20 protein-coding genes and 1 tRNA gene are annotated in these 23,075 nt (G+C 58.2%); 8 read left to right on the forward strand and 13 right to left on the reverse strand.

The window, feature by feature from the left end:
- Entirely contained in the window at window positions 1–702 is a 702-nt protein-coding gene (locus tag ACR0BZ_RS00875; protein WP_480919199.1) for an SDR family oxidoreductase, read from the reverse strand.
- 131 nt (window positions 703–833) lie between these two features.
- Window positions 834–1,736 carry a LysR family transcriptional regulator gene (locus ACR0BZ_RS00880; RefSeq protein ID WP_480919200.1) on the reverse strand — a complete coding sequence of 301 codons (903 nt, stop codon included), beginning with the start codon at window positions 1,734–1,736 and terminating at the stop codon, window positions 834–836.
- Window positions 1,737–1,811: 75 nt separating this feature from the next.
- Here ACR0BZ_RS00880 and ACR0BZ_RS00885 point away from each other — a divergent pair, with 75 nt between their 5' ends.
- From ACR0BZ_RS00885 to ACR0BZ_RS00905, 5 genes are all read left to right on the forward strand, one after another.
- Window positions 1,812–5,024, forward strand: coding sequence for a 2Fe-2S iron-sulfur cluster-binding protein (locus ACR0BZ_RS00885; protein ID WP_480919201.1), 3,213 nt, complete (start codon window positions 1,812–1,814; stop codon window positions 5,022–5,024).
- Between the two features lie 125 nt (window positions 5,025–5,149).
- The gene (locus tag ACR0BZ_RS00890) at window positions 5,150–6,016 is read left to right on the forward strand and encodes an FAD binding domain-containing protein (protein WP_480919202.1); all 867 of its coding nucleotides are present in this window, start codon (window positions 5,150–5,152) and stop codon (window positions 6,014–6,016) included.
- The gene (locus ACR0BZ_RS00895) at window positions 6,013–6,492 is read left to right on the forward strand and encodes a (2Fe-2S)-binding protein (RefSeq protein ID WP_209597982.1); all 480 of its coding nucleotides are present in this window, start codon (window positions 6,013–6,015) and stop codon (window positions 6,490–6,492) included. Before ACR0BZ_RS00890 ends, ACR0BZ_RS00895 begins: the two co-directional genes overlap by 4 nt.
- Window positions 6,492–8,747, forward strand: a complete 2,256-nt coding sequence (locus ACR0BZ_RS00900; protein WP_480919203.1) for a xanthine dehydrogenase family protein molybdopterin-binding subunit — start codon at window positions 6,492–6,494, stop codon at window positions 8,745–8,747. The genes ACR0BZ_RS00895 and ACR0BZ_RS00900 overlap by 1 nt, the downstream gene beginning before the upstream one ends.
- Entirely contained in the window at window positions 8,740–8,985 is a 246-nt protein-coding gene (locus ACR0BZ_RS00905; protein ID WP_480919204.1) for a MoaD/ThiS family protein, read from the forward strand. Before ACR0BZ_RS00900 ends, ACR0BZ_RS00905 begins: the two co-directional genes overlap by 8 nt.
- Here ACR0BZ_RS00905 and ACR0BZ_RS00910 read toward each other — a convergent pair.
- Complete coding sequence (locus tag ACR0BZ_RS00910; protein WP_480919205.1) at window positions 8,982–9,686, reverse strand: lysophospholipid acyltransferase family protein; 705 nt, start codon at window positions 9,684–9,686, stop codon at window positions 8,982–8,984. The genes ACR0BZ_RS00905 and ACR0BZ_RS00910 overlap by 4 nt on opposite strands.
- 141 nt (window positions 9,687–9,827) lie before the next feature.
- Here ACR0BZ_RS00910 and ACR0BZ_RS00915 point away from each other — a divergent pair.
- Window positions 9,828–9,903 (forward strand) — tRNA-Trp (locus ACR0BZ_RS00915).
- Window positions 9,904–10,726: 823 nt separating this feature from the next.
- Entirely contained in the window at window positions 10,727–11,866 is a 1,140-nt protein-coding gene (gene lptF / locus ACR0BZ_RS00920) for an LPS export ABC transporter permease LptF (protein WP_480919206.1), read from the forward strand.
- A gap of 2 nt (window positions 11,867–11,868) precedes the next feature.
- On the opposite strand, the gene ACR0BZ_RS00925 is transcribed toward lptF, so the two are convergent.
- Window positions 11,869–12,702, reverse strand: a complete 834-nt coding sequence (locus ACR0BZ_RS00925) for a LysR family transcriptional regulator (protein WP_480919207.1) — start codon at window positions 12,700–12,702, stop codon at window positions 11,869–11,871.
- Between the two features lie 101 nt (window positions 12,703–12,803).
- Between ACR0BZ_RS00925 and ACR0BZ_RS00930 the strand changes: the two genes are divergently transcribed.
- Complete coding sequence (locus ACR0BZ_RS00930) at window positions 12,804–13,394, forward strand: HD domain-containing protein (RefSeq protein WP_480919208.1); 591 nt, start codon at window positions 12,804–12,806, stop codon at window positions 13,392–13,394.
- Here the strand turns inward: ACR0BZ_RS00930 and speB are convergent.
- From speB to ACR0BZ_RS00975, 9 genes are all read right to left on the reverse strand, one after another.
- Window positions 13,391–14,233 carry an agmatinase gene (speB, locus tag ACR0BZ_RS00935; RefSeq protein WP_480919209.1) on the reverse strand — a complete coding sequence of 281 codons (843 nt, stop codon included), beginning with the start codon at window positions 14,231–14,233 and terminating at the stop codon, window positions 13,391–13,393. The genes ACR0BZ_RS00930 and speB overlap by 4 nt on opposite strands.
- On the reverse strand, window positions 14,230–15,399 hold the full coding sequence (gene nspC / locus ACR0BZ_RS00940) for a carboxynorspermidine decarboxylase (protein WP_480919210.1): 1,170 nt from the start codon (window positions 15,397–15,399) through the stop codon (window positions 14,230–14,232). The genes speB and nspC overlap by 4 nt, the downstream gene beginning before the upstream one ends.
- A gap of 85 nt (window positions 15,400–15,484) precedes the next feature.
- Window positions 15,485–16,708 carry a saccharopine dehydrogenase family protein gene (locus ACR0BZ_RS00945; RefSeq protein ID WP_480919211.1) on the reverse strand — a complete coding sequence of 408 codons (1,224 nt, stop codon included), beginning with the start codon at window positions 16,706–16,708 and terminating at the stop codon, window positions 15,485–15,487.
- 22 nt (window positions 16,709–16,730) lie between these two features.
- Window positions 16,731–18,620, reverse strand: a complete 1,890-nt coding sequence (speA, locus tag ACR0BZ_RS00950; protein ID WP_480919212.1) for a biosynthetic arginine decarboxylase — start codon at window positions 18,618–18,620, stop codon at window positions 16,731–16,733.
- A gap of 100 nt (window positions 18,621–18,720) precedes the next feature.
- On the reverse strand, window positions 18,721–19,806 hold the full coding sequence (locus tag ACR0BZ_RS00955) for a DUF1513 domain-containing protein (protein ID WP_480919213.1): 1,086 nt from the start codon (window positions 19,804–19,806) through the stop codon (window positions 18,721–18,723).
- A 3-nt stretch (window positions 19,807–19,809) separates the two neighbouring features.
- Window positions 19,810–20,820, reverse strand: a complete 1,011-nt coding sequence (locus ACR0BZ_RS00960; RefSeq protein ID WP_480919214.1) for an imelysin family protein — start codon at window positions 20,818–20,820, stop codon at window positions 19,810–19,812.
- 3 nt (window positions 20,821–20,823) lie between these two features.
- Window positions 20,824–22,371 carry a di-heme oxidoreductase family protein gene (locus tag ACR0BZ_RS00965; RefSeq protein ID WP_480919215.1) on the reverse strand — a complete coding sequence of 516 codons (1,548 nt, stop codon included), beginning with the start codon at window positions 22,369–22,371 and terminating at the stop codon, window positions 20,824–20,826.
- The gene (gene bfr, locus ACR0BZ_RS00970; RefSeq protein ID WP_267365109.1) at window positions 22,331–22,816 is read right to left on the reverse strand and encodes a bacterioferritin; all 486 of its coding nucleotides are present in this window, start codon (window positions 22,814–22,816) and stop codon (window positions 22,331–22,333) included. Before bfr ends, ACR0BZ_RS00965 begins: the two co-directional genes overlap by 41 nt.
- Window positions 22,764–23,057 carry a (2Fe-2S)-binding protein gene (locus ACR0BZ_RS00975; RefSeq protein WP_480919216.1) on the reverse strand — a complete coding sequence of 98 codons (294 nt, stop codon included), beginning with the start codon at window positions 23,055–23,057 and terminating at the stop codon, window positions 22,764–22,766. Before ACR0BZ_RS00975 ends, bfr begins: the two co-directional genes overlap by 53 nt.
- Window positions 23,058–23,075 lie beyond the last annotated feature (18 nt).

Raw genomic sequence — 23,075 nt, forward strand, 5'->3', positions numbered from 1 at the left:
TTAGACCGATCGGGTAATGCCACCATCAACCCGGATATTCTGTCCGGTGATGTAGCCACCGCCTTTGGATGCCAGCAGGGCCACGACCGAGGCGACCTCATCATAACTGCGCCCATAACGCCCCATGGGAATGCGCGCGCGGAATTCTTCTTTTTCGGGCAGGCTGTCAATGAAACCGGGCAGGATGTTGTTCATGCGGATGTTTTCAGCTGCGTATTTGTCCGAGAACAGTTTGGTGAAGGCGGCCAGCCCGGCGCGAAACACGCCCGAGGTCGGAAAGACCGGGTCAGGTTCGAACGCGGCGAAGGTCGAGATATTGATGATCGATCCACCGCCCTGCGCTTGCATGATCGGTGTCACAAGCCGCGTGGGGCGGACCGCATTCATAAAATAGACATCCATACCGGTGTGCCAATCCTCGTCCGTCAACTCAAGGATCGGGGCACGGGGGCCGTGACCAGCGGAATTGACCAGAACATCAATACGCCCCCAATGGGCCATGGCCGCATCAACAAGCTTTTGCAGATCCTCCGTGGACTGGTTCGAGCCGGTTACACCGACGCCTCCCAACTCATGCGCCAGCGCTTCGCCCTTGCCCGAGGATGACAGAATCCCGACCTTGAAACCGTCTGCGGCCAGCCGCCTCGCGGAATCCGCGCCCATGCCGCTGCCGCCTGCTGTGATAAGTGCTACTTTCTCCATCTGACGTCTCCGTTTTGATTTGGTTTCAGGATGGCGAATGATTTGCGGTTTGACCAATCAGTTTTGCTGAGTACTCGTAACCGTGTCCCGCAGCCGAACCTGGCTTTGGTTATGCGCAGCTGACGGCTGTCTCAGGTCTGAAGGGACGCTGCGATGGCTTCTATCCGGCCGCGTAACCAGCGGTGAGCGGGGTCATTGGCCGATCTTTGATGCCACACCATGTAGATGGACACAGGGGGACAGGCGAAGGGTAAAGGTGCGCAATCCAGCGCGGCCAACGGACCCTGTTTCATCAGTGCCGTATCTGTCGAGATCAGGTCGCTGCCCTGCACAAAGGCCGGGATCGCGTTGAAATGCGGCAGGGTTACAACCGCAGGATTGATCTGGCTTTGATCAACGCCGCGCATGACGGCGCGGGCGTTTCGGCCATCGGCAAATCGCACCTCGACATGGTCGCTGTGGCAATAGTCTTCCCAACTGTCCGGGGGCGTGCGTTGCGCTGCGTCGTAGAACACCATCAGCGGGCTTTCGATCAGTCTTTTCTGGAAAATATCCGGTCCGTCGGGCGGCAGCGGGGTTAGCATCAACTGGCATCGGTCGCTGCGCAACAATTCGGGGTCGGGCACACCCGATGGGATGAATTCCAACCGCAGGCGCGCGCCTTCGGCGCGTGTGTCACGCAGCAACCGTGGAAAGATCAGCTCTCGTGGCATGTCATTGGTGGCGATGCGGATGTTGATCTGTTCCGACAGCGGATCGAACGGTCGGCCGTCGGTCAGCGCGCGCATCCCGTCCAGTACCTTTTGCGCAGGCTCTTTCAGGGACAGGGCGCGTTCGGTTGGTGTCAGACCCTGACCTGAGCGAACAAACAGCGGGTCGCCCAGGACCTGCCGCAGTTTGGCCAGAGTATGACTGATCGCAGATTGCGTAACCCCCAGCCGATCTGCGGCTTTCGAGACCGAGTTTTCCTCGAGTATCGTCAAAAAAGTGCGTAGAACCTTGCCGTCGAGGTCAATGAAATCGAATTTGCTCATACCATTTATGATTAATCATGAATGGTTTTGCTGTCCATGGCGGGGTACGGGACGGGCATCAACAGGAGATATTCGATGGGGATCCGTTTATTCTCGGATAGAAACCGGCCCGTTCACATGGGCGGCTACCCGCTGGAGCGTTTGGCCCGGCAAGAAGACATGCCGGATCTGTCGCTTGTGCCCGCTTTGGCCGAGCTGAATTTCCACCGACCGGAACACCCTGACAGCATCGTCAATGCGATGGGTGAGTTTCAGGCGATGATGGACGCCATCCGCGACGGAATGGTGAACGCGGTTGCGTCCGAGATTCCATCTAACCCGCAGGAACGGGCCAACCACATAAAAGCGTTCGGTTACTTCAACGATGCGTCGATGATGGGGTGCGGTCCACTGCCATCTGACGCCCTTTTGCCCGAGGCTCGCCGCAATCCCGATATTGACCGGCTGGCCCACGCGTTGCGCACCCGTCAGACCAAAACGCTGGCATCCGGGATCGACGTCATCATGGCTGATCTGAAAGACAGTATGGAGGCCGCGCCCAAGCCGATCGACAGCCATCGGCACAGCATTGTCTTTCTTTACGAACACAACCGCGATCCCGACCCGTCCGAACCCGGCGCTGATTGGATAGTCGACGCGCAGGACCATCGCGCCTGTCTGCTGGCGACCGAGAATGCGGTGGTCATCGCCAATTACATCCGCCTTTTGGGCTTTGACGCACGGGCGCACAGCATGATGTCAACCGACGTTGATTTGGGCAAGCTGGCGGTCACCGCCGGGTTGGCTTCGGTCGAGGATGGAGAGGTTGTCGTGCCCTGGCTGGGCAAGCGCTTTGGTTTGGCCGCCGTGACGACTGACATGCCGATCGCCCATGACAAACCGCTCAAGCCTATGGCCGATCAGCCCTGGTTCCGGACGCAGGGGCCGGCATGGTGGTTGGGCACGGGCTTTGCCAAGAACGCCCTCAACCGTGACCCATATGCCAAACGGCGCTATGTGGACGGGGCGCATCCGTTTGAGAAACTCAAACGGGTCGAGACACCAACGACCTTTATTGACGAAGAGAATGTCGCTCGTGTGCCCAAGCGTGCAGATATGTTTGCTCGGGCGCAGTTCGGAGATATGGGCAAGTCGCTACAGGATGCGGCCAAAGGCGGGTATTACGTCCGCAAGGCAGCGCCGAGTTTTGCCCAACGCCGTGCTTTGGGTGCGTTTGTACTGTTGCAGGACGGTGAAAGCGCTGACGCGCCCAAGCCATCTGACGCACAACGCAACGCAGCAAACATCAAGGCTGCGACCTATTTTCTGGGGGTCGATGCGGTGGGTCTCAGCCGCTGCCCGGAATGGGCCTGGTATTCCCATGACGCGACGGGCGAAGAAATCGTGCCGCCCCATGATCAGGCCGTCAGCATGATCATCGATCAGGGTTATGAAACGATGGAGGGTGCCAGCGGCGACGACTGGATCAGCGTCGCCCAATCGATGCGCGCCTATCTGCGATTTTCGCTGCTGGGTGGCGTGATTGCACAGCAGATCCGCAATCTTGGCTACAAGGCCAAGGCGCATACGGTGATGGATGGCGAAGTTCTGCAACCTCCGCTTTTGTTGCTGTCCGGTCTGGGCGAAGTCAGCCGGATCGGCGAAGTGATCCTGAACCCCTATCTTGGGCCGCGACTGAAATCAGGCGTGGTGACCACGGATATGCCGATCGCGCATAACATGCCCATTGATTTCGGTCTGCAAAGCTTTTGCGAATCTTGCAACAAATGCGCGCGCGAATGCCCATCGGGCGCGATCACAGCTGGGCCAAAGCTGATGTTCAACGGCTATGAAATCTGGAAATCCGACAGCCAGAAATGCGCGACCTACCGCGTGACCACTCCGGGAGGCGCGATGTGCGGGCGGTGCATGAAGACCTGCCCCTGGAACCTTGAGGGTATCTTCAAGGAGCGCCCGTTCCGTTGGGCCGCGATGAACATCCCCTCGGCGGCGCCTGCATTGGCCAAGCTGGATGATGCGGTTGGCAATGGCGGTTTGAACGACACCAAGAAATGGTGGTGGGATATCGAGTTGCAGCCCGACGGGGCGTATCGGCCAACAACACACCCTTTGAACCGGCGCGATCTGCAAAAGGATCTGTACCTTAGATACGAAGATCAGACATTGGCGGTCTACCCGGCCTATCTGGCCCCGCACCCCTGGCCCTATCCGTTTGCAATGGATCGCGAGGCAGGAATTGCCGCCTATGAGGCCTTGGTGACAGCCGAAGAGTACAAGGCGCGTAAAGCTGCGGGGGATATGTCGATCATTCATCGTTATCAGGTCGCAGGTGACGCGCCGGTGATGCGGGTCGCGGTGACCAAGGTCGACAAGATGACCTCGGATGTCACCAAGTATGAGTTTTCCTCCCTTGACGGTGCGCCGCTTCCTGAATGGTCCGCAGGTGCGCATCTGGATGTGCTTGTCGCGCCAGAGTTCCTGCGCCAATACTCCATGTCTGGCGACCCGTCGGAACGGGGGTCTTATCAGATCGGTGTTCTGCGCGAGGATGAAGGGCGGGGTGGCTCGGCCTTGCTGCACCGAATTTTCAACGAAGGGCGCAAGGTTTTCATCTCGAAACCGATCAACCATTTCGAACTGAACGAAGGGGCGTCCAAAACCTTTTTGATGGGGGGTGGTATCGGTATAACCCCGATGATCGCATTTGCTCATCGCCTGCATTCATTGGGCATGGATTTCGAGTTGCACTACTCGGCCAGCACGCGGGGTGGGGCGGGGTATCTGGATGATCTGGCGGGGATGCCCTGGGCGAACCGCGTCCACTACCATTTCTCGGATGAAGGCTCGCGCGCTGATCTGGATGCGATCCTGTCGGGGTATCAGCAGGGATGGCACCTCTATACATGCGGGCCTGATCGGTACATGGAAGGGGTCATGCAGGCCGCGGAACATCAGGGTTTCCCCGAAGAGGCCCGACATCTTGAGTATTTCTCGGTCCCGGAAACCCCGGACTACGAAAACCACCCATTTATCCTGAAACTCGCGCGTTCAGGTAAAACGTTGCCTGTGCCCGCAGACAAGGATGCCGCTCAGGTTCTGAACGAGGCGGGTTTTCGCGTGGATGTGAAATGCGCCGATGGTATCTGTGGTGTGTGCAAATGCGGTGTCCTTTCGGGCGAGGTCGAGCATCGGGATTTCGTACTGTCCAAAAAGCAGCGCCAAGGGGCGATGATTCTGTGCCAAAGCCGCGCTGCGGAGCCGGATGGTGTGATCGAGCTCGATCTGTAAGCATGGTCAGAAAGCGACCTTTGGACGGTTAAATTTGGTCGCTCGGCCCATGGACGTCAGGTGGGTGGTGAATTAACGTCGCCCCGAACCCAGATATCCCTGACCAACAGGTGCGAGGTAGCATTATGGATTATCACAGCCCCGCCAGCTTTGCCGAGGCTTCGGCTCTGGCCGCAACTGCGACGGGCATCACGCGCTTTCTGGCGGGCGGCACCGACGTTTTGGTGCAGCTGCGCTCGGAGTTGGTGACGCCTGATACGCTGATCGACATCAAGAAAATCAACGGTGTACACGACATTACCCGCAATGCTGATGGAAGCTGGACGTTGGGAATTGCCGCAACCGGTGCCGAAATGAGCGAGCATCCCGAGTTGGGTCGTGACTGGCCCGGTGTGGTCGAGGCGATGGACCTGATCGGATCAACCCAGGTGCAGGGGCGCGCAACACCGACCGGTAACCTGTGTAACGGCTCACCTGCGGCTGATTCCGTGCCCGCCATGGTCGCAGCTGGTGTGACTGTTACCGTGACCGGCCCGGACGGCACTCGCGAAGTCGCGGTCGAGGATATTCCGACCGGCCCCGGTAAAACCTCGCTGGCCAAAGGCGAGCTGATCTCGGCGGTCAATATCCCGGCACGTGGCGAAAACGGCGGCGATGCCTATCTGCGGTTCATCCCCCGCACCGAAATGGACATCGCTGTGGTTGGCGTTGGTGTGAACCTGCGTCTTGACGGCGACACCATCACTGAGGCCCGTGTATCACTGGGCGCCGTGGCCCCGACCGTTCTGCTGGTCGAAGACTGTGCCAAGGCCATTATCGGGAGCGCGCTGGATGATGCGGCCCTGGGTGCGCTGGCCGCCGCCGCCTCTGCCGCTTGTAACCCGATTGACGACAAGCGCGGCACGATCGCGTTCCGTACCGAGGTCGCAGGCGTTCTGGCAAAGCGCGCTGCAAAAATTGCCTATGCCCGCGCGAAGGGAGAAAACGCATGAAAAAGCTCCACGTAACCACCACCGTGAATGGCGATGCGGTCGAATACCTGTGTGATCCGCGTGAAACTCTGCTGGATTGTCTGCGCGACAAGCTGAACCTGACAGGCGCGAAAGAGGGCTGTGGCACCGGCGATTGCGGCGCGTGCTCGGTCACCGTTGATGGCCGTCTGGTCTGTTCATGTCTGATGCTGGGTGTCGAGGCTGAAGGTAAGCAGATCGAAACCGTCGAAGGCATCGCCGACGGTGATATTCTGCACCCGCTGCAAAAGAAGATGATCGAATACGCCGCCCTGCAATGCGGCATCTGCACGCCGGGCATTCTGGTGGCGGCCAAGTCGTTGCTGGAGAAAAACCCGAACCCGACCGAGGAAGAGACGCGGTATTGGCTGGCAGGCAACCTCTGCCGCTGTACTGGGTATGACAAGATCATTCGCGCCGTGATGGATACGGCGGCTGAGATGCGGGAGGCGTCGTAATGGCTCTGGACGATCGTAAATCAGACTTCACTTTTGTCGGCACCCGCCCCAACCGTCCCGACGGTCTGGACAAGGTGACCGGCCGCGCCAAATTCGGAGCGGATACCTACGCCCCGGGAATGCTGCATGGCGCGATCCTGCGCTCACCTCATGCTCATGCGCGGATCGTGAAAATCGACACGTCGAAAGCCGAGGCGCACAAGGATGTCAAAGCTGTTGTGACGCGCGCCGACTTTGCTGACGTGCCGTTCAAGCCGGGTCTGGAAGGTGAATTCTACAACGTTCTGGAAAACGTTATGGCCGGTGAGAAAGCGCTATATGACGGGCACGCGGTTGCAGCGGTCGCTGCGACTTCGGCATTGGCGGCGCGTGACGCGCTCAAGCTGATCGAGGTCGAATACGAAGTTCTGCCCCACGTCACCGATGTGGATAAGGCGATGGCACCGGATGCGCCTGTGATCCGCGAAGGGGCAGCGGATTATTCCGTGCCGGAAGGAATGCACCCGAACGTTGTCCGCTATCATGAAAGTGGTCACGGCGATGTCGAGGCCGGATTTGCCGAAGCGGATCTGGTCATCGAAGACAGTTTCGTCACCGAAGCGACGCATCAGGGTTATATTGAACCACACGCCTGTCTGGCCATATTGGGTAATGACGGCAAGGGTGAGTTGTGGTGCACGACACAAGGGCATTGGATTGCGCAGAAAACCTGTGCCGCGCTTCTGGGAATTGAAACTTCGCAGTTGCGCGTCACTGCGTCCGAGATTGGCGGAGGGTTTGGCGGTAAGACAACCGTTTTCATCGAACCCGTCGCACTAGCGCTCAGCCGTAAGGCTAATCGCCCGGTCAAGCTTGTGATGACCCGGTCCGAGGTGTTCCGGGCCACTGGTCCGACTTCGTCTGCCTCGATGGACGTCAAGATCGGCATGAAGAAAGACGGCACGATCTCGGCGGCCCAGGGTGTTTTCCGCTTGCAGGGCGGGGCCTTTCCCGGTGCGCCGGGCGACATGACAGCCATGTGTGCCTTTGCGCCGTACAACCTGACCAACGTCAAGCAGATCGGCTATGACGTTATGTCCAACCGCCCAAAGCAGGCAGCGTACCGCGCGCCGGGTGCACCAATGGGCGCCTTTGCAGTCGAGTCCGTGATCGATGAGTTGTGCAACAAGCTGGGTCTCGACCCCGTTGAGGTGCGCCTGAAGAACGCCGCGCATGAGGGCACGAAAGCCAGCTATGGACCTACCTACGAGCGCATCGGTCTTGTCGAAACGCTGGAGGCAGCCAAGGCGCATCCTCATTATTCAGCTCCGCTGAAGCCGGGGCAGGGGCGCGGTATTTCCTGTGGCTTCTGGTTTAACCATGGTGGCGAGACCAGCGTTTCGCTTGCCTTGTCCGAGGATGGCTCGGCTCAGGTGATGGTCGGAACGCCTGATATCGGTGGCTCGCGCGCGTCGATGGCCCTGATGGCGGCCGAGGTTCTGGGCATCCCGTATGAAAACATCCGGGTGACCATCGCCGATACGGCCACGCTGGGCTACAATGACGTAAGCCATGGCTCTCGCGTGACCTACGCGTCAGGGCTGGCGACGATCAAAGCTGCGAGACACGCGGTTGAGAAACTGTGCGAACGGGCCGCGGCCAAATGGGGCATCCCGGTTGATGCGGTGAAATGGGAAAACGGCTGTGCGGTGCCCTCAGGCCCGAATGCAGGCGATTTCGATCCGATGCCGCTGGCCGATATCACCGCTGATATGGGCCGCACGGGTGGTCCGATCTCGGGCCATTTCGAGGCAACCCCCGAAGGTGCCGGCGTGTCTTTTGGCACCCATATCGTCGATGCCGAGGTTGACCCGGAAACCGGTAAGACCAATGTGACCCGCTACACGGTCATTCAGGACGCGGGCAAGGCGATCCACCCGACCTATGTCGAAGGCCAGTATCAGGGCGGTGCAGCGCAAGGTATCGGTTGGGCCCTGAACGAGGAATATATCTACGGCGAAGACGGTCGCTTGCAGAACTCGATCTTTCTCGACTACCGCATCCCGGTGGCCAGCGACCTGCCGATGATCGACACCGTGATCGTCGAGGTTCCGAATCCGGGCCACCCGTTTGGCGTTCGCGGTGTGGGTGAGACGGGTATCGTGCCGCCACTGGCCGCCATTGCCAACGCTGTGTCCAACGCGGCTGGCGTGCGGATGAAGCGGTTGCCGATGTCGCCGCCACGTATTCTGGCCGCTCTCAAGGACAATGGTTGAGGTTCACCTCTGGTCCGGCCTCCGGTCACTGACCGGGGGTCAGCAGGTGGTTGAGGTCGAGGCCAAAACCACTGGCGAGTTGCTGCGCGCGCTCGTGCGTGCACTTCCGCAGCTTCAGGCACCCATCGACGCTGGCGTGTCTATCGCTGTCGACGGGCGCGTGATCGCGACCGGACTGACCGAACCAATTCCAGAGGGTAGTGAAGTCTATCTGATGCAAAGGCTGAGGGGCGGTTAAGCGTCAGGCGACCAAGGCTCGCGCCCAACCATTCGGTCTGCCTCGGCCGTGATATCGTTCATATGCTGCTCAAGGCTTTGGCGCAGGGTTTCGATTTCGTCTTCACTTGCTTTGCGCGGAACTGTTTCTGTCCATTCCCGGCACAGAAACACCCCCTCGTTACCCCATGGGCGGGGCATTAGAAGATGATCCCATGTTCCCGCTTCGCGCCCATGTTTCGCCGAAAAGGTAATACCAAACACGCGTTTGCCTGATGTGCGCGCCCAAACCAGCGGAACCGTTGACAATACCCGCTCTGGCCCACGGGGTCCGTCCGCCGCTATGCCAATGGATATTCCCTGTTTCATCTTTCCAAGCACTTCGCGTGATAACGCTACGTGGCGCTGATGACTGGACATGGCAATCGTGTCCATTCCGAACAGCTTTTGCACGCGACCCACCATGCTGCCAGCCCGCGCAGACGATGTAATCGAACAGATGCGCCCCTTGTCGAGTGGGAAGAAATAGGGCGACTGCGCCAGCCGTTGATGCCAGAGAACAACGATGACCGGCTCACCCTGTTCGGCCAACTGGTCCAGCTTTTCATAGCCGATGCGCTGCCAGCGTGTGTTGCGGTGTACCAGCCGAATATAGTTTGCAATCCGACGCGCCACCCAATTTAGCACAGCTTCGCTGTTTGCAATCTTCTTTCGGAGGTTCACGCCGGGTTCCTTCTGCTAACCGGTCCTTGTCTTAGCGCACCACGCGGTTTGCGCAACTTGTTTGTCCGGGCATTTAGCGGCTCGGAATCTGAAAAAGCCTCTTGAGTCCGCCGCGCGGCTGGCATATCTGGGGCTCACTACAGGGGTATAGCTCAGTTGGTAGAGCGACGGTCTCCAAAACCGTAGGTCGCGGGTTCGAACCCTGCTGCCCCTGCCATTGAAATCGTCCGAATACTAAGTTGTGATATCCAAGGGTGAACGGGTTTCAGCCTTTGAGTTCGCTTTGCCTGTCTTCAGCCATTTCGCGCTTGGGTCATCATTACTGGTCGCAGTATTGGCTTCGGCAACACTGCTACAATGGCGCGAGGCCATCGTGCCATGTTATTATCTTTTGTTGGCACCTGTGTTTTCGTGCGGACCTACGGCATCCAGCTTTTCAGCCCACATATGCTAATATTCTTGAAACACCGCCGGCTTGTTTGAGTGGAGCGCCATCAATGCGCACGCGGCCCACATAGCGACATCGTAATCCGAGTCGCTCTTTTTCAGTAATTGCGCATTAAGTGCAGCGGCTTCTGATGTCGAAGGTTTATGCATTGCCATCGGACCCCTTGTGCCAACTGGTACTGTTACTCGCAATCGTCCTGCCCCGGACACTCACCAAAACCAACAGATTTCATTATGTGGGTAGAACAGTGAATGGGCTGGAAACAAGACGTTAACGTGTCATTAACTTTTTGCTGGGGCAGATGTCTACAAGAGTGTTCATGTGAACGGTCCAAAGGTGAACTAAGTCACAGACCAATCACTTGAATTCCGCTTTACTTACAATTGTTACGAGTTGGCGCTCACGTTCGGTACATGACGCTGTTTTGTTTTTCCCTCCTGTGGCTGGGGCGCGCTTGTGGTTGAGCGCGCCCTTCCCATGTCCGAATAACTAGGTTACCGCCGATGCCAGTTCTGAGGCGGTAATCGAGGTTTCCTTGGGTGGGCGATTGACTTATTGTCCGGCCACGACGCAATCAGCCGGATGAGGATACATGTCGCGTTTTGATGGATATTTCCTGCGGCAATTGCTGGTTTTATTCGGCTTCTTCACCCTTGTCCTGGTGGGTGTGTTCTGGATCACCCGTTCCGTCAGCCTGTTTGACAAGGTCATCAGCGGTGGCCAGTCCGCTATGGTGTTTCTTGAATTCACCGCGCTTACCCTGCCGACGCTGGTTCGTACTGTTATGCCGATGGCGGTATTTGCGGCTGCTGTCTATGCGACCAATAGATTGAGCCGCGAAAGCGAGATGACAGTGATGTTGGCAACCGGGTCAAGCCCGTGGCGACTGGCGCGTGCCGTGGTTTTGTTCGGTGTGATCACCGGTCTGATGATGGCCGCCATCAGCGTGTTCCTGCGCCCGGCCTCGGTCCAACAACTGGAATTCCGGCAAGCCGAAGTTGCAGGAGATGTGACAGCGCAGTTGTTGAATGAAGGTGAATTTCTGCACCCTGCCGAAGATGTTACGGTTTACATCGGTGGCATCGATCTGGACGGTACGTTGCACGAGGTGTTCGTATCGGATCGCCGCGACCCGGAAAACGCGGTCAGCTATTCCAGCGTGACAGCCTATCTGGTCAATAACGACGCAGGAATTCATCTGGTGATGGTCGATGGGGTGGCGCTGCGTTTGAACAAGGCGGGCAGGGTTCTGTCCTCGACCCTGTTTCAGGACGCATCATATGACATTTCGCAACTGACGAACGCAAGCCCGTTGGCAAACCGCAGCCTCGAAGCCATTCCAACCTCTGATCTGATCCTCAACCGGGATGCGATTTCTGAAACCGAGGGGTTCAGCCAGGGTAAATTGATCGAAGAACTGCATCAGCGATTTTCCTGGATAGCCATTTGCATCGCCGTATCGCTGGCGGGGTATTCAACCCTGATGTTAGGCAGCTTTTCACGGTTTGGATTGTGGCCTCAGATTTTGGGTGCCTTTACCATTCTTGTGCTGCTTGAGGGCGTACGCGGGTTCGTGTCCCCGGTTGTGATCGATGACCCGAAGCTTTGGGTGCTGCTTTACCTTCCTGCCGTTATGGGTGTATTGATCTCGTGCTGTTTTCTGCTTGTCGCAGGTCGCCCGCTATTACGGAAACGTGCGCGCGGGTCCGAGGTCATCCCAACACCCGCTTGATTTCAGGTTCGAAGTTCTTCCAGACAACAACGAATGTCGTCGAATTCTTCGCGATCACTGCGGGCGACCAGATACATTGGCAGCCGCAGGCTCACACTGTCCTCGACCGGTTCGAGTGCGCCCGAAGCCAGATGTTGCGAAGTAACGTAATCGGGGAAGTAGCCGCATCCGCCTCTTTGCAGGACATAACGTAGTGCCATCATGCAATTACCCAGAAACAAGGTCTGCCCCGAGGCGCGTCGCACAGCCGATCTGATGTGATCTTGGTAAATCTCTCCAAGTTCAAGGTTGACGAAGACCAAATCGTTTTCTGCTGTTGCTGCTTGCGGGGTTCTGACCAGGGTTAGAAGCTCCGGTTCCAGCTCGTGATAGGTGACGCGTCGGTCTGATGGCGTTTCATGCGTGATCGCCACGTCCAGCACATGGGTCGCAACAGCTTCAACCATGTTCAGATCGTGGTCGTAATTCAGTGTCAGCAGCAGTTTGTCAAAGCGCTGTTCAAACCGAACAGCCAGATCCACAAGCAAAGGGTCCCAGATGCTAAGTTGACTACCCAATCGAAGCGCTGGACGGTTCTGTGTCTGCAACGGTAAATCCCGCGACGCGAAGGCCCAAAGGGACAGAATTTGTTCTGCATATGGTTTGAATTGTCTGCCAAACTCGGTCAGCGCCGTGCCACCGGCTCCGCGGGTAAACAGTGGTCTGCCGGTTTCTTCTTCGATCAGATGAATGCGCGCGCTGACGGCCGTTTGAGTTACATTCAGCTTACGGGCAGCGGCATGAAAACCACCTGTCTCCGCCACACATAGAAAGGTTTCCAAAGCTTTGGTTCGCATACCGAGAGTATTTTTTGATCGTTGTGATAAAATCAATTCATTTTTTTGAAGTTGCGACTCGTAATATTGTCGGCTTCGGGAAACACGCCAAAGGATCAGCCATGTTGGACAAAAGCCACAAACCGACCTGGACCAGTTTTGAGAATGCCACCAAGGCCGACTGGGACGCCGTTATGGATTATGAAGAGGCGTATAATGCCGCCTTGCCGGATCGCATTCTGGACGCCATTCGGTCACTGGACGAGGAATGGACACCCTATCCGGTCAACCGGTATCAGCACAGCCTTCAGGCCGCGACCCGGGCTTACGAGGATGGCGCGGACGAGGAGTTGGTGGTCGCTGCCCTGATCCACGATACCGGCGATATTCTGTCACCCTACAACCATGGAGAGCTGTCAGCGGCGATGATGAAGCCCTATGTCAGCGAGAAAACCTATTGGATACTCAAGCACCATTGCGTGTTTCAGGGTTTCTACTACAACCACCACCTTGGAGGAGACCGCAACGCGCGCGACAAGTATCGCGACAGCCCCCATTGGGAGGACTGCCGCTATTTCTGCCATGAATACGATCAGAAGGCGTTTGACCCAGACTATCCGACGAAACCGCTGGAGTTTTTTGAACCCATGCTGCGCCGCATCCTGAGCAAGGGCGAAGGCCATATGGAACTGAACGAAACTGCCGAAGATTAACAGGCAGCCATCAGGCGATAGACAATCTGAGCTGTGGTGAAGTCCCAGGCGGCATTGCCGTCCGGGGCCAGCTCAACCACATCGAAGCCCACGCATCTGCGCCCCTTGAGCGCGTGCTCGACCAGCCGCAGTGCCTGATAATAGCCCAACCCGCCAGGCACCGGTGTTCCGGTGGCGGGCATCAGCGATGGATCCAGCCCGTCGACGTCGAAACTGACATAGACCAGCTCGGGGAAGTCTGCAGGCAGGTCGACCGAATGGATGTTACCTGTCACCAGTTCCTCGGCATCCACATGAAAGACGTGGTTTCTCAGTCGGCTTTGGGCCTCTTCAGTTGAAAAAGCGCGAACACCGAACTGGGCGAGCCGAACGCCTTCTTCGGCAAGCAGGTGCATCACTGAGGCGTGAGAGTGTTTTTCGCCCTGATAAGCGTTGCGCAGGTCGGCATGGGCGTCGATCTGGACGATGCCGATGGGTTGGTTTAGCGCACGGGCCACACCTATCACTGCGCCATAGCTGAGGGAATGCTCGCCGCCCAAAGTGACCGGCACCTTTCCGGCCCGAATTGCAGTCTCGGTGCGTTGCGCAAGGCGTTCCATTACCTCGGGCAACGGGCCGTCACAATTCAGCGGTTCTTCGGTGAAAATCCCTTCGACACAGGGCTCAGCGTGACCGGTGATGCGTTCCAGTTCATTACTGGCCTCGATAATTGCTTCGGGGCCTTTGGCCGTGCCGGACCCGTAAGAGACCGTGCGCTCCAAAGGCACCGGGATCACGCGAAAGCGGGCATCTTCGGTGCGTTCGGATGCGGTCAATTCGCTGTCGAGAAAAATGCTCATGAGAGTCTGTCCTTGAAGTCGTCATATCCGAACTGCCGGATGATCTTCAGCTCGTCTGTTTCGCTGTTCCACAGGGCGATTGTGGGCAGGGGGACGCCATTGAAGGTGTTTGTCTTGACCATCGAGTAATGTGCCTGATCGAGGAAGGCAAAACGCTGTCCGATCTCCAGCGGCTTGTCCCAAGTGTAGTCGCCAATAACGTCACCCGCCAGACAGGACGGGCCGCCAAGGCGATAGGTATGGCCTGTTTCGACCTCATCCATAAGGGCAGGGCGATAGGGGGCCTCGATCACGTCGGGCATGTGACATGTGGCCGAGATATCAGTGATCGCGAGGTTCATGCCGTTGGTCGGCAGGTCGAGGATTTCACCGATCAGAATACCTGCGTCCAGCGCCACAGCCTCACCGGGTTCAAGGTAAACATCAATGCCATAGGTTTCGCGAATGTCCTTGAGGAAGGCCACCAGCCCGTCGCGGTCATAATCATCGCGGGTGACGTGGTGGCCACCGCCGAAGTTCAGCCACTTGAGTTGATCAAGGTAGGGTTTGAGCTTCGGTTCGATGGCGGTCCACGTGCGTTGCAGCGGTTCGAACCCCTGTTCGCAAAGCGTATGCATGTGCAAGCCGTCAACGCCGCGCAACGTGTCGGCGGTCAGTTGGCTGACTGGTGTGCCAAGGCGCGAGCACGGGGCGCAGGGATCGTATTTCGGAACCTCGCCTTCGGAATGTTCCGGATTGATGCGCAGGCCAACCTGCACTTTGGCGGTTTGGGCTTTGGCGAGAAACCGGTCCTTTTGGGCAGCGGAGTTGAAGATGACGTGATCGGACAGCGACAGGATTTCGTCGATATCCGCGTCTTTGTACCCGGCGCAGAAGGTTGCGACCTCTCCGCCATATTCCTCGCGTCCCAACCGGGCTTCATAGATACCCGAGGCGCAGGTTCCCGCAAGGTGCCGGCGCACCAACGGGGCCAGCGAAAACATCGAAAACGCCTTGAGTGCGCTGAGAACATGCGCGCCGGAGCGGGTTCCGACATCAGCGAGGGTTTTCAGATTCCGTTCAACCGCCTTTTCGTCGACCACAAAGCAGGGGCTGGGTACACGGGAGAGGTCGAAATTGCGGAAGGCGCCGGCGTCACCGGCCTGTGTGGTCATCATGTCGGACATAACCGGCGTCTCCGTTTGGTGGAGAGGCCGGGGGCGCTGCCCCCGGACCCCCGGGATATTTAGGGCCAGATGAAGCTAAAGCGGATCAGAAGGTGACCGGACCGTCAAGTTCATGGACCTGCCATGGCAGGCCATGTTCGTTCAGCATGTCCATGAAGTCGTCCGGGTCGAGCTGTTCCATGTTCCATACGCCGGGATTAGACCAGTTGCCTTTCAGCACCTGCGCGGCGCCGATCATGGCGGGGACACCGGTGGTGTAGCTGACGGCCTGGCTGCCGACTTCCGCATAGCATTCCTGATGATCGCAGATGTTGTAGATGTAATAGGTTTTCTCGCCCGAGCCATCCTTGGCCTGACCTGTGGCGATGTCGCCGATGCAGGCCTTGCCCTTGGTTTCCGCGCCCAGATCACCGGGATCGGGCAAAAGGGTTTTCAGGAACTGGATCGGGATGATTTCCTTGCCGTCATGCATCACTGGGTCGATGCGGGTCATGCCCACGTTTTCCAAGACCTTGGCATGCATGATATAGGCGTCACCGAAGGTCATCCAGAAGCGGGCGCGCTCGATCTCGGGGAAGTGGGTCGAGAGCGATTCCAGTTCCTCGTGATACATCAGGTACATGTTTTTGGGGCCGATGGCGGGGAAATCGAATTCGACCTTGTGGGTCATGGCGGGGGAGTGTTTCCATTCGCCACCTTCCCAGTGGCGCACTTCGGCCAGCACTTCGCGCAGGTTGATTTCGGGGTTGAAGTTGGTGGCAAATTCCTGATCGTTCGAACCGCCGTTGGCATCAAGCACGTCGATCTGGCGGATGGTGTCCAGCTTGTGCTTTTTCAACCATTTGGCAAAGACCGATGTAACACCGGGATCGAAGCCCGAACCAAGGATGGCGGTCAGGCCGGCCGCCTTGAACCGCTCCTTATAAGCCCATTGCCAGTGGTATTCGAACTTGGCCTCATCCTCGGGCTCATAGTTTGCCGTATCCACATAATGAATACCGGCCTCAAGGCATGCGTCCATCAGCACCAGATCCTGATAGGGCAGGGCGAGGTTTACGAGGATTTCAGCACCGGTTTCCTTGATCAGCTTTACGGTGTCTTTGACCTTGTAGGCGTCCAGCTCGGCGGTCGCGATATCAACGCCCACACGGTCTTTCACCGATCTGGCGATGGCGTCGCATTTAGATTTCGTGCGGCTGGCCAGCGTGATTTCGGTGAAGATATCCGAATTCATCGCCATCTTGTGCACAGCAGCGTGGGATACGCCGCCCGCGCCGACAACCAGTGTTTTGCCACTCAAAGTTCCCATGGGGGTGATCTCCTCTCAGGGGTTATTCGTAATAGGTGTAACCGTTGATCGACTCGCGGTAAGCGCTCATCAGGGTTTTGCGGTCCTTGGCATTCAGGGTGCCGGTCGAAATCGCCTCATCCACCATTTTGCGGAAGGCGGCGACGCAATCCTGCGGGTCGAATTCGACATATGACAGAACCTGGCTGATCGTGTCGCCCTCTTGTTCGTGCAGCAGGTCAAAGCCACCGTCCCGACGCAGGTCGATGGTGACCACGTTGGTGTCACCAAAGAGATTGTGTAGATCGCCCAAAGTCTCCTGATAGGCACCGACGAAGAAGACACCCATGAAGTATTCGTCCTCTTCGGGCAGGGAATGCACCGGCAGGCTGGGGGAAAAACCGTCGGCCAGAACGAACCGGTCGATCTTGCCGTCGCTGTCGCAGGTGATGTCGGACAGCACGGCGCGACGGTCGGGGATCTGGTTCAGAGATTGCAGCGGCACGATCGGGTGCAGCTGGTCGATGGCCCAGACATCTGGCAGCGACTGGAACAGCGAGAAGTTGCAGTGATAGATGTCAGCAACCTTTTCAAGCTGGTCATTCAGGTCCGTTTCCAGATCCTCTGACGCGGCCAATGCCTTGAGCCGCGCCATCAGCGACAGGTATATCCGTTCGGCCCGGGCCATCTGACGTAGATCGACATAGCCGCGACGAAACAGGGCGCGTAGCTCGTTACGATAAAAGGTGGCGTCGTTCCAGCATTCCTGAAGACGGTCTTTGCTGAGATAGCCATGCACCGCAGCAAGGTCTGAAACCATGTGGTGATCGTCGGCTTCAACCTCGGGGCCATTGGGCGCATCGTAAAGCGTGCTTTCGAGCACGTTGAAGACCAGCATCGAGGACGTTGCCACCACCGCACGCCCACTTTCCGTGACCAGTGTCGGGTGGCCCACCTCTGCTTCGTCCATGGCGTAGGCCACGGTTTCGACGACATTGGCACAGTATTCTTCGACCGTGTAGTTGATCGAGTTTTCGGCGGCTTTCTTTTCGCCGGTGTAATCAACCCCCATGCCGCCGCCAAGATCCAGGTGGGTCAATGGCACACCTTCGCGCGTAAGCTCGGTGTAATAGCGACAGGCTTCGCCGACAGCGCGGCGCACATCGTTAACATCCTGAACCTGGCTGCCCAGATGCGAGTGCTGCAGCTTGAGGCAATGCAGCAAGCCTGCGTCTTTCAGCTTGTCTACGGTGGCGATAAGCTGATCGGTGTTCATCCCAAAGGCCGAGCGGTCTCCCGAGCTTTCTTCCCATTTGCCGCTGATCTGGTTGGTCAGCTTCACCCGAACACCGATCAGGGGCTCGATGCCCAGTTCGTTGTAAACTTCGATTACCGTGTCGGCCTCTTTCGGGCTTTCCAAAACGATGACCGTGTTGAACCCGATCTTGCGGCTTAGAATAGCCAGTTGGATGAATTCGGCATCTTTGACACCGTTACACACGATCAGCGCTTCGGGGGCCAGGCGATGCGCCAGCGCAATCACCAGTTCAGGTTTGGAGCCGGCCTCGAGCCCATAGTTGTATTTCTTTCCAAACTCGACGATCCGGTCAACAACCTGGGCCTGTTGGTTTACCTTGATCGGGAATACGCCGCGATAGCTGCCTGTGTAGCCCACGCGCGCAATCGCATCACGAAAGCTCTCGTTCAGATGGGCAATTTCGTGTTCCAGATATGACGCGACGCGCAGGACCATCGGAGCCTTGATTCCGCGGTCGTCCAGATCGCTGAGGATACCGGGCAGGCTAATCGCCGCTGCCTCGGGGGCCATGGGATTGCGCAGACCGATCTCGCCCTGTTCGGTCACCTCGATGAGGCCTTTGCCCCATTTCTCAACTCCGTAGATGGAATGCGGTGCGTCGGGCGTCTGTTTCAATCAAGTCGGTCCTTAACGTAGGGTGCCAGTTTCGCGCCCGCCAATACGGCAGCAGTTTGATTCTTCCAAGTGTAAACTATCTGATTGGGGATTCCGAATGTTACGCGGACGGGTGGATCGGGATCAGATGATTGTCCCATTGGCATTCGGCGCGGGTTCGAACAGCTGGGCGCGCGCCCGTCAATGTCCCGAAAGCGCCTGTTCCCGTGGTAAAGACCAACCCGCTCGCCCCGGCCCCAAGCCCGCAGACATCCTCAAGCGCGAAGGCGCCGGTGAGTGTGCCGCTGGTTGTGTCGAACTGGTGCAGCGCATTGCCGCGCGGACAGGTTATTGCGATCATATCGGCGTTGGCTGAAAACGCGACGCTGCCAGCGTATCCCTGCAACATGCTTTGTTCGTGATCCGGTGCCGCCAGCAGGCGTGGGGCTTCACCCTGACGTTGCAGGCCCAACAGGGGCGGGTGTTCGGACTTGCTGCCCTGCCATTGCATGGCAAAGCCAACCAGACCGTCGCGCCGCACCGCCAGATGGCGGATCGAGTTCTTGTGAAGCTCGTCAGGTAACGACACCTGCTCTTGGATCCTACCCGACAGGGTGAGATAGCTCAGGTTGGGTGCCATCGTCGGCAGGTTCAGCTTTGTGCGCCCGGTTTCGGGGTGGGTTTCGATCCCGCCATTGGCAATCACCAGCGTTTCCCCGTCGGGCATCAGGCGCATGTCATGCGGGCCTATTCCACCAGATGAAAACTCACCTAGGCGCGCAAAGCTTTCAGCGTCCCAGACACTGACGATACCAGTCCCGGCTTCGTAGTCGTTTTCGGTGGCAAGAAAGTACGCGCCATCCGCCGAGAATGTACCGTGGCCATAGAAGTGTCGGCTTTCAGGGGCCTTTAGCTGCGCAATCTGCGCGCCGGTTGCGCAATCGATGACGATGGCAAAGGTGCCCGGACGTCTGGCAAACGCGACCGCCAAGGCCTTGTGTGGATGGGCAGCGGCCGCATGTCCGCGTCCGGGTAGAGGCACGGAGAACACGATTTTCCCCAATGTGCTCAACCCGGCAAGTCGAAAGGACCCGTCGGGAAACAGCCCTGCGGCCAGAAAATCAGGTGAACCGGCCGAGGCCCACCCGCGGACCGGGGAAATCGCGGCTGCGGCAAGACCGGCAAGAAAATGGCGGCGTGACGTCATGGGTTAGTCTCCGTCCAGCGAGTTGAATCCTGCGCTGATCCCCAATGTCGGACCCAGCTCGGTCACGGCGATGGTGCGGATATCGTGGATCGACTGTTGAAGCGCCTCGATCCGGAACCGGGCCTGGGGATCTGAAACCCCGGCAAGCGAGGGATCGTCAATGGATTGAGCGTTCTGGATGGCACGTGCAAACGCAGCGTCCAGTTCCGACGCGATTTCGGGGTGATCAAAAGACATCCGTGCGGCTAAATCTCGCAAGGATATCAGCGACAGTTCTACATGGCGTAAAGACCGCCCGGACCGCCACGCTTCGGCCCGGTTCGGACGGGGGCGGTCAAATGTCCCCATGGGGCGACCCAGCCGAGTGTCAGCCGTGAACTCAAGACCGGTAGCCAAGGCCTTGAACAGCTCCTGCATTGCTTCGTCCTGCGTCCGGTAGCGTCTGTTCTCTTGGGGTTGGGTAAGGCTAGAGGCATAGCTGTGCCAGTCCTGCGCCATCGCGCGGGCATTGGCATCGATATCCGCCGTGATCGCCCTGATCAGCGCGCAGCGATATTCGGCATTGCCCTGTTCCGCGTAATTGGGATCGAACAACATCCGTTCGAGCGCGAAGAACCCGCGCCCTGCTATGGACGTTTCGGCATAGGCCTCCGGGCTTTGCACGGCGTCATCCTCGGTTGCGATATGCTGGGACAGGGCTTTGGTGGTGAACCCTTTCGTGTCCGGCCAGAACGCCATGGCGAAAGCGCGGTCATCGACCTCGGTCGGACCAAACCGCAGGTGGCTGGCGGATGTCCAGCTATCGAAAGCCGCATCGTAGGCCGCGCGCAGCGGCGGTGAGGTCGGATCGCACTCAACCAGTGATGCGTTGACTAGCGCGCCTGTCGTTTCCGGAAGGGTGTCGAACCGGGGCAGGATATGCGTTTCAGTCACATCCATCAGGATCGGCCCGCGATCCTGTGCCTGCGCGGCAAGTGGCATGATCAACGCTGCAACAAGGGTAAGAACTCGCATGGGTCAGAGGCTCTCCAGAAATTGGATCAGGGCGTCACGGTCGGCTTTGGGCATCGAGATAACGGTGTCGCGGGCAGCCTGCGCTTCACCGCCATGCCACAGGATTGCTTCAAGCAAGTCGCGCGCACGCCCGTCATGCAGAAACTCTGTGTGGCCCGAGACGCGTTCGGTCAGGCCAACGCCCCACAAAGGCGGCGTGCGCCATTCCCGGCCTGTCGCTCGGGCCTCGGGGCGATTGTCGGCCAGACCTTCGCCCAGGTCATGCAGCAATAGGTCGGTGTAGGGCCATATCAGCTGAAAACTGTGCTCTGGCCGGTCTTCCATCCGATGAGTGACATGTGACGGTGTGTGGCATGACGCGCAGCCGGTTGCATGAAACACCTCTTTCCCGCGGAGGACCCTGGGGTTGTCCATGTCGCGGCGGCCCGGCACACCCAGATTGCGGCTGTAGAAAGCGACCAGGTCCATACCCTGATGATCGATCTCGAAGCCGCGCTCATCATTGTCGCCGTGCGGGGCTTTGATGCAGTTCACCTGCACATTGGCGCAATCCCCGTGCGGAGCAGGGTAGAGTGGGTTCGATATGCCGATATCCCCGGCAAAAGCAGCAGCCGATTGTTCCATAACTGTTGGCATCCCCGCCTTGTGACCGAACCGGCCCATCATCGGGGCGTCAAACTCGACCGACCAGACGATATTCGGGCGACCTGATATGCCGTCCCCATCGAAATCGTTAGGGTCGGCCTTGGCAAGCAGGTCTTCGACCGGGATCGCTTCCAACAGGCCAAGCCCGATCATCTGCGGCGCGACCCGGGGGCTTAGCATCGCGTCGGGGTGCAGCGGGCCATAACCCAGATCGGCTGCCTGATAAGTCGGGCGGCGCAATGAGGTGGTTTCACCGTCAGAAAGCTCCACCGGGATTTCTTCGTACGAGATGTCCAGCCGGTATTCCGCTGGATGACCTGCCAGTGCGAAATCCTGCATCTGCCCACCATAGGTAGGCTCGGGCAGAGTGGCGATGTAATCTTCTATCGCTGCATAGCCATCTTCCGACGTGCCGGGGATCGAGACCCGCAGGAACATCGAAACCGCGTTGTCATCGGGCCCGTTTGGCGTGTGTCCGCGCCCATCCTTGATGTGGCAGCGCTGGCACGACCGCGCGTTATAGAGCGGCCCCAACCCGTCAGAGGCGAGCGTCGATGAGGGCGACGAAACCCAGACCTTCTTGAACAGCCCGTTTCCGACTTTGAAATTCAGTTCCTGTTCAAAGCTCAGGTTGTCTGACGATTGCGAGAACGCATCCGCGTCCGTACGGACCCGAACAGTCGCAGCCCCGGCGGGCAGTTCTTCAAACTGCTGCGGTGCGTTGAAATCCTGGGGCGCCGCCGTCACAACGGCAATTCGGGCGCGTTCATCGTCAGTGCGGGGGGTGACATTCAGATGCAGATCCTGCAGTTCGGCTGACAGGGAAGGGGTGGCCGCGAAGGCCACCGCCGACAGGGCGACAAGGCTACTCGCCTTCGTCCATTTTCGATGCGTTGAGTTGCGCATAATTGGCTTCGCCGATCCTTTCATAGAGGTCGAGCTGCGTTTCGAGAAAGTCGATATGGCCCTCTTCATCGGACATCAACTGCTCGAACAGCGACATCGAGACATAGTCGCCGGCATCCCGACAGTATTCGCGCGCTTCCTTGTACAGGGCCCGTGCATCGATCTCGGCCGCAAGGTCGCATTCCAGCGTTTCCTTTGGTGTTTGACCGATCCGAAGCGGGTCAAGCTTCTGAAGGTTGGGGTGGCCTTCCAGAAAGATGATCCGTTCGATCAGCTTGTCCGCGTGGCCCATCTCTTCGATGCTTTCCTCGCGGCTTTTCTTGGCCATGTGGCCAAGCCCCCAGTCTTCCTGCAACCGGTAATGCAGCCAGTATTGGCTGACAGCAGTCAGTTCATGCCGCAGAGATTTGTTGAGATATTCGATGACTTTTGGATCGCCCTTCATCTGCACTCTCCTGTGATACTGCCGCGCGCAGGGCGCGGAGTTGCATGGGTACTTCGAGATTATCGCTTGACCGCATCATGTCCAGAAACAGAGGCATGCATCCGCCGCAATCCGCTGATTTTCCAAGAGCACGGTAAACCTTGCCGGGGGTGATGATGGTTTGGGGATCGGCTGTCCGCATCCAGTCGATGGCGGCGCGGATGTCGTGGTCCGAGATGTTGGTGCAGTGGCAGACAATCATGAATGTTGGCTTGGGTTT

This window comes from Ruegeria sp. P8, assembly GCF_056534665.1.

Excerpts from the sequence above, each read along its gene's own strand:
- ACR0BZ_RS00875 (WP_480919199.1), bottom strand. The coding sequence starts at position 702 with ATGGAGAAAGTAGCACTTATCACAGCAGGCGGCAGCGGCATGGGCGCG.
- ACR0BZ_RS00880 (WP_480919200.1), bottom strand. The coding sequence starts at position 1,736 with ATGAGCAAATTCGATTTCATTGACCTCGACGGCAAGGTTCTACGCACT.
- ACR0BZ_RS00885 (WP_480919201.1), top strand. The coding sequence starts at position 1,812 with ATGGGGATCCGTTTATTCTCGGATAGAAACCGGCCCGTTCACATGGGC.
- ACR0BZ_RS00890 (WP_480919202.1), top strand. The coding sequence starts at position 5,150 with ATGGATTATCACAGCCCCGCCAGCTTTGCCGAGGCTTCGGCTCTGGCC.
- ACR0BZ_RS00895 (WP_209597982.1), top strand. The coding sequence starts at position 6,013 with ATGAAAAAGCTCCACGTAACCACCACCGTGAATGGCGATGCGGTCGAA.
- ACR0BZ_RS00900 (WP_480919203.1), top strand. The coding sequence starts at position 6,492 with ATGGCTCTGGACGATCGTAAATCAGACTTCACTTTTGTCGGCACCCGC.
- ACR0BZ_RS00905 (WP_480919204.1), top strand. The coding sequence starts at position 8,740 with ATGGTTGAGGTTCACCTCTGGTCCGGCCTCCGGTCACTGACCGGGGGT.
- lptF (WP_480919206.1), top strand. The coding sequence starts at position 10,727 with ATGTCGCGTTTTGATGGATATTTCCTGCGGCAATTGCTGGTTTTATTC.
- ACR0BZ_RS00925 (WP_480919207.1), bottom strand. The coding sequence starts at position 12,702 with ATGCGAACCAAAGCTTTGGAAACCTTTCTATGTGTGGCGGAGACAGGT.
- ACR0BZ_RS00930 (WP_480919208.1), top strand. The coding sequence starts at position 12,804 with ATGTTGGACAAAAGCCACAAACCGACCTGGACCAGTTTTGAGAATGCC.
- speB (WP_480919209.1), bottom strand. The coding sequence starts at position 14,233 with ATGAGCATTTTTCTCGACAGCGAATTGACCGCATCCGAACGCACCGAA.
- nspC (WP_480919210.1), bottom strand. The coding sequence starts at position 15,399 with ATGTCCGACATGATGACCACACAGGCCGGTGACGCCGGCGCCTTCCGC.
- ACR0BZ_RS00945 (WP_480919211.1), bottom strand. The coding sequence starts at position 16,708 with ATGGGAACTTTGAGTGGCAAAACACTGGTTGTCGGCGCGGGCGGCGTA.
- ACR0BZ_RS00955 (WP_480919213.1), bottom strand. The coding sequence starts at position 19,806 with ATGACGTCACGCCGCCATTTTCTTGCCGGTCTTGCCGCAGCCGCGATT.
- ACR0BZ_RS00960 (WP_480919214.1), bottom strand. The coding sequence starts at position 20,820 with ATGCGAGTTCTTACCCTTGTTGCAGCGTTGATCATGCCACTTGCCGCG.
- ACR0BZ_RS00965 (WP_480919215.1), bottom strand. The coding sequence starts at position 22,371 with ATGCGCAACTCAACGCATCGAAAATGGACGAAGGCGAGTAGCCTTGTC.
- bfr (WP_267365109.1), bottom strand. The coding sequence starts at position 22,816 with ATGAAGGGCGATCCAAAAGTCATCGAATATCTCAACAAATCTCTGCGG.
- ACR0BZ_RS00975 (WP_480919216.1), bottom strand. The coding sequence starts at position 23,057 with ATGATTGTCTGCCACTGCACCAACATCTCGGACCACGACATCCGCGCC.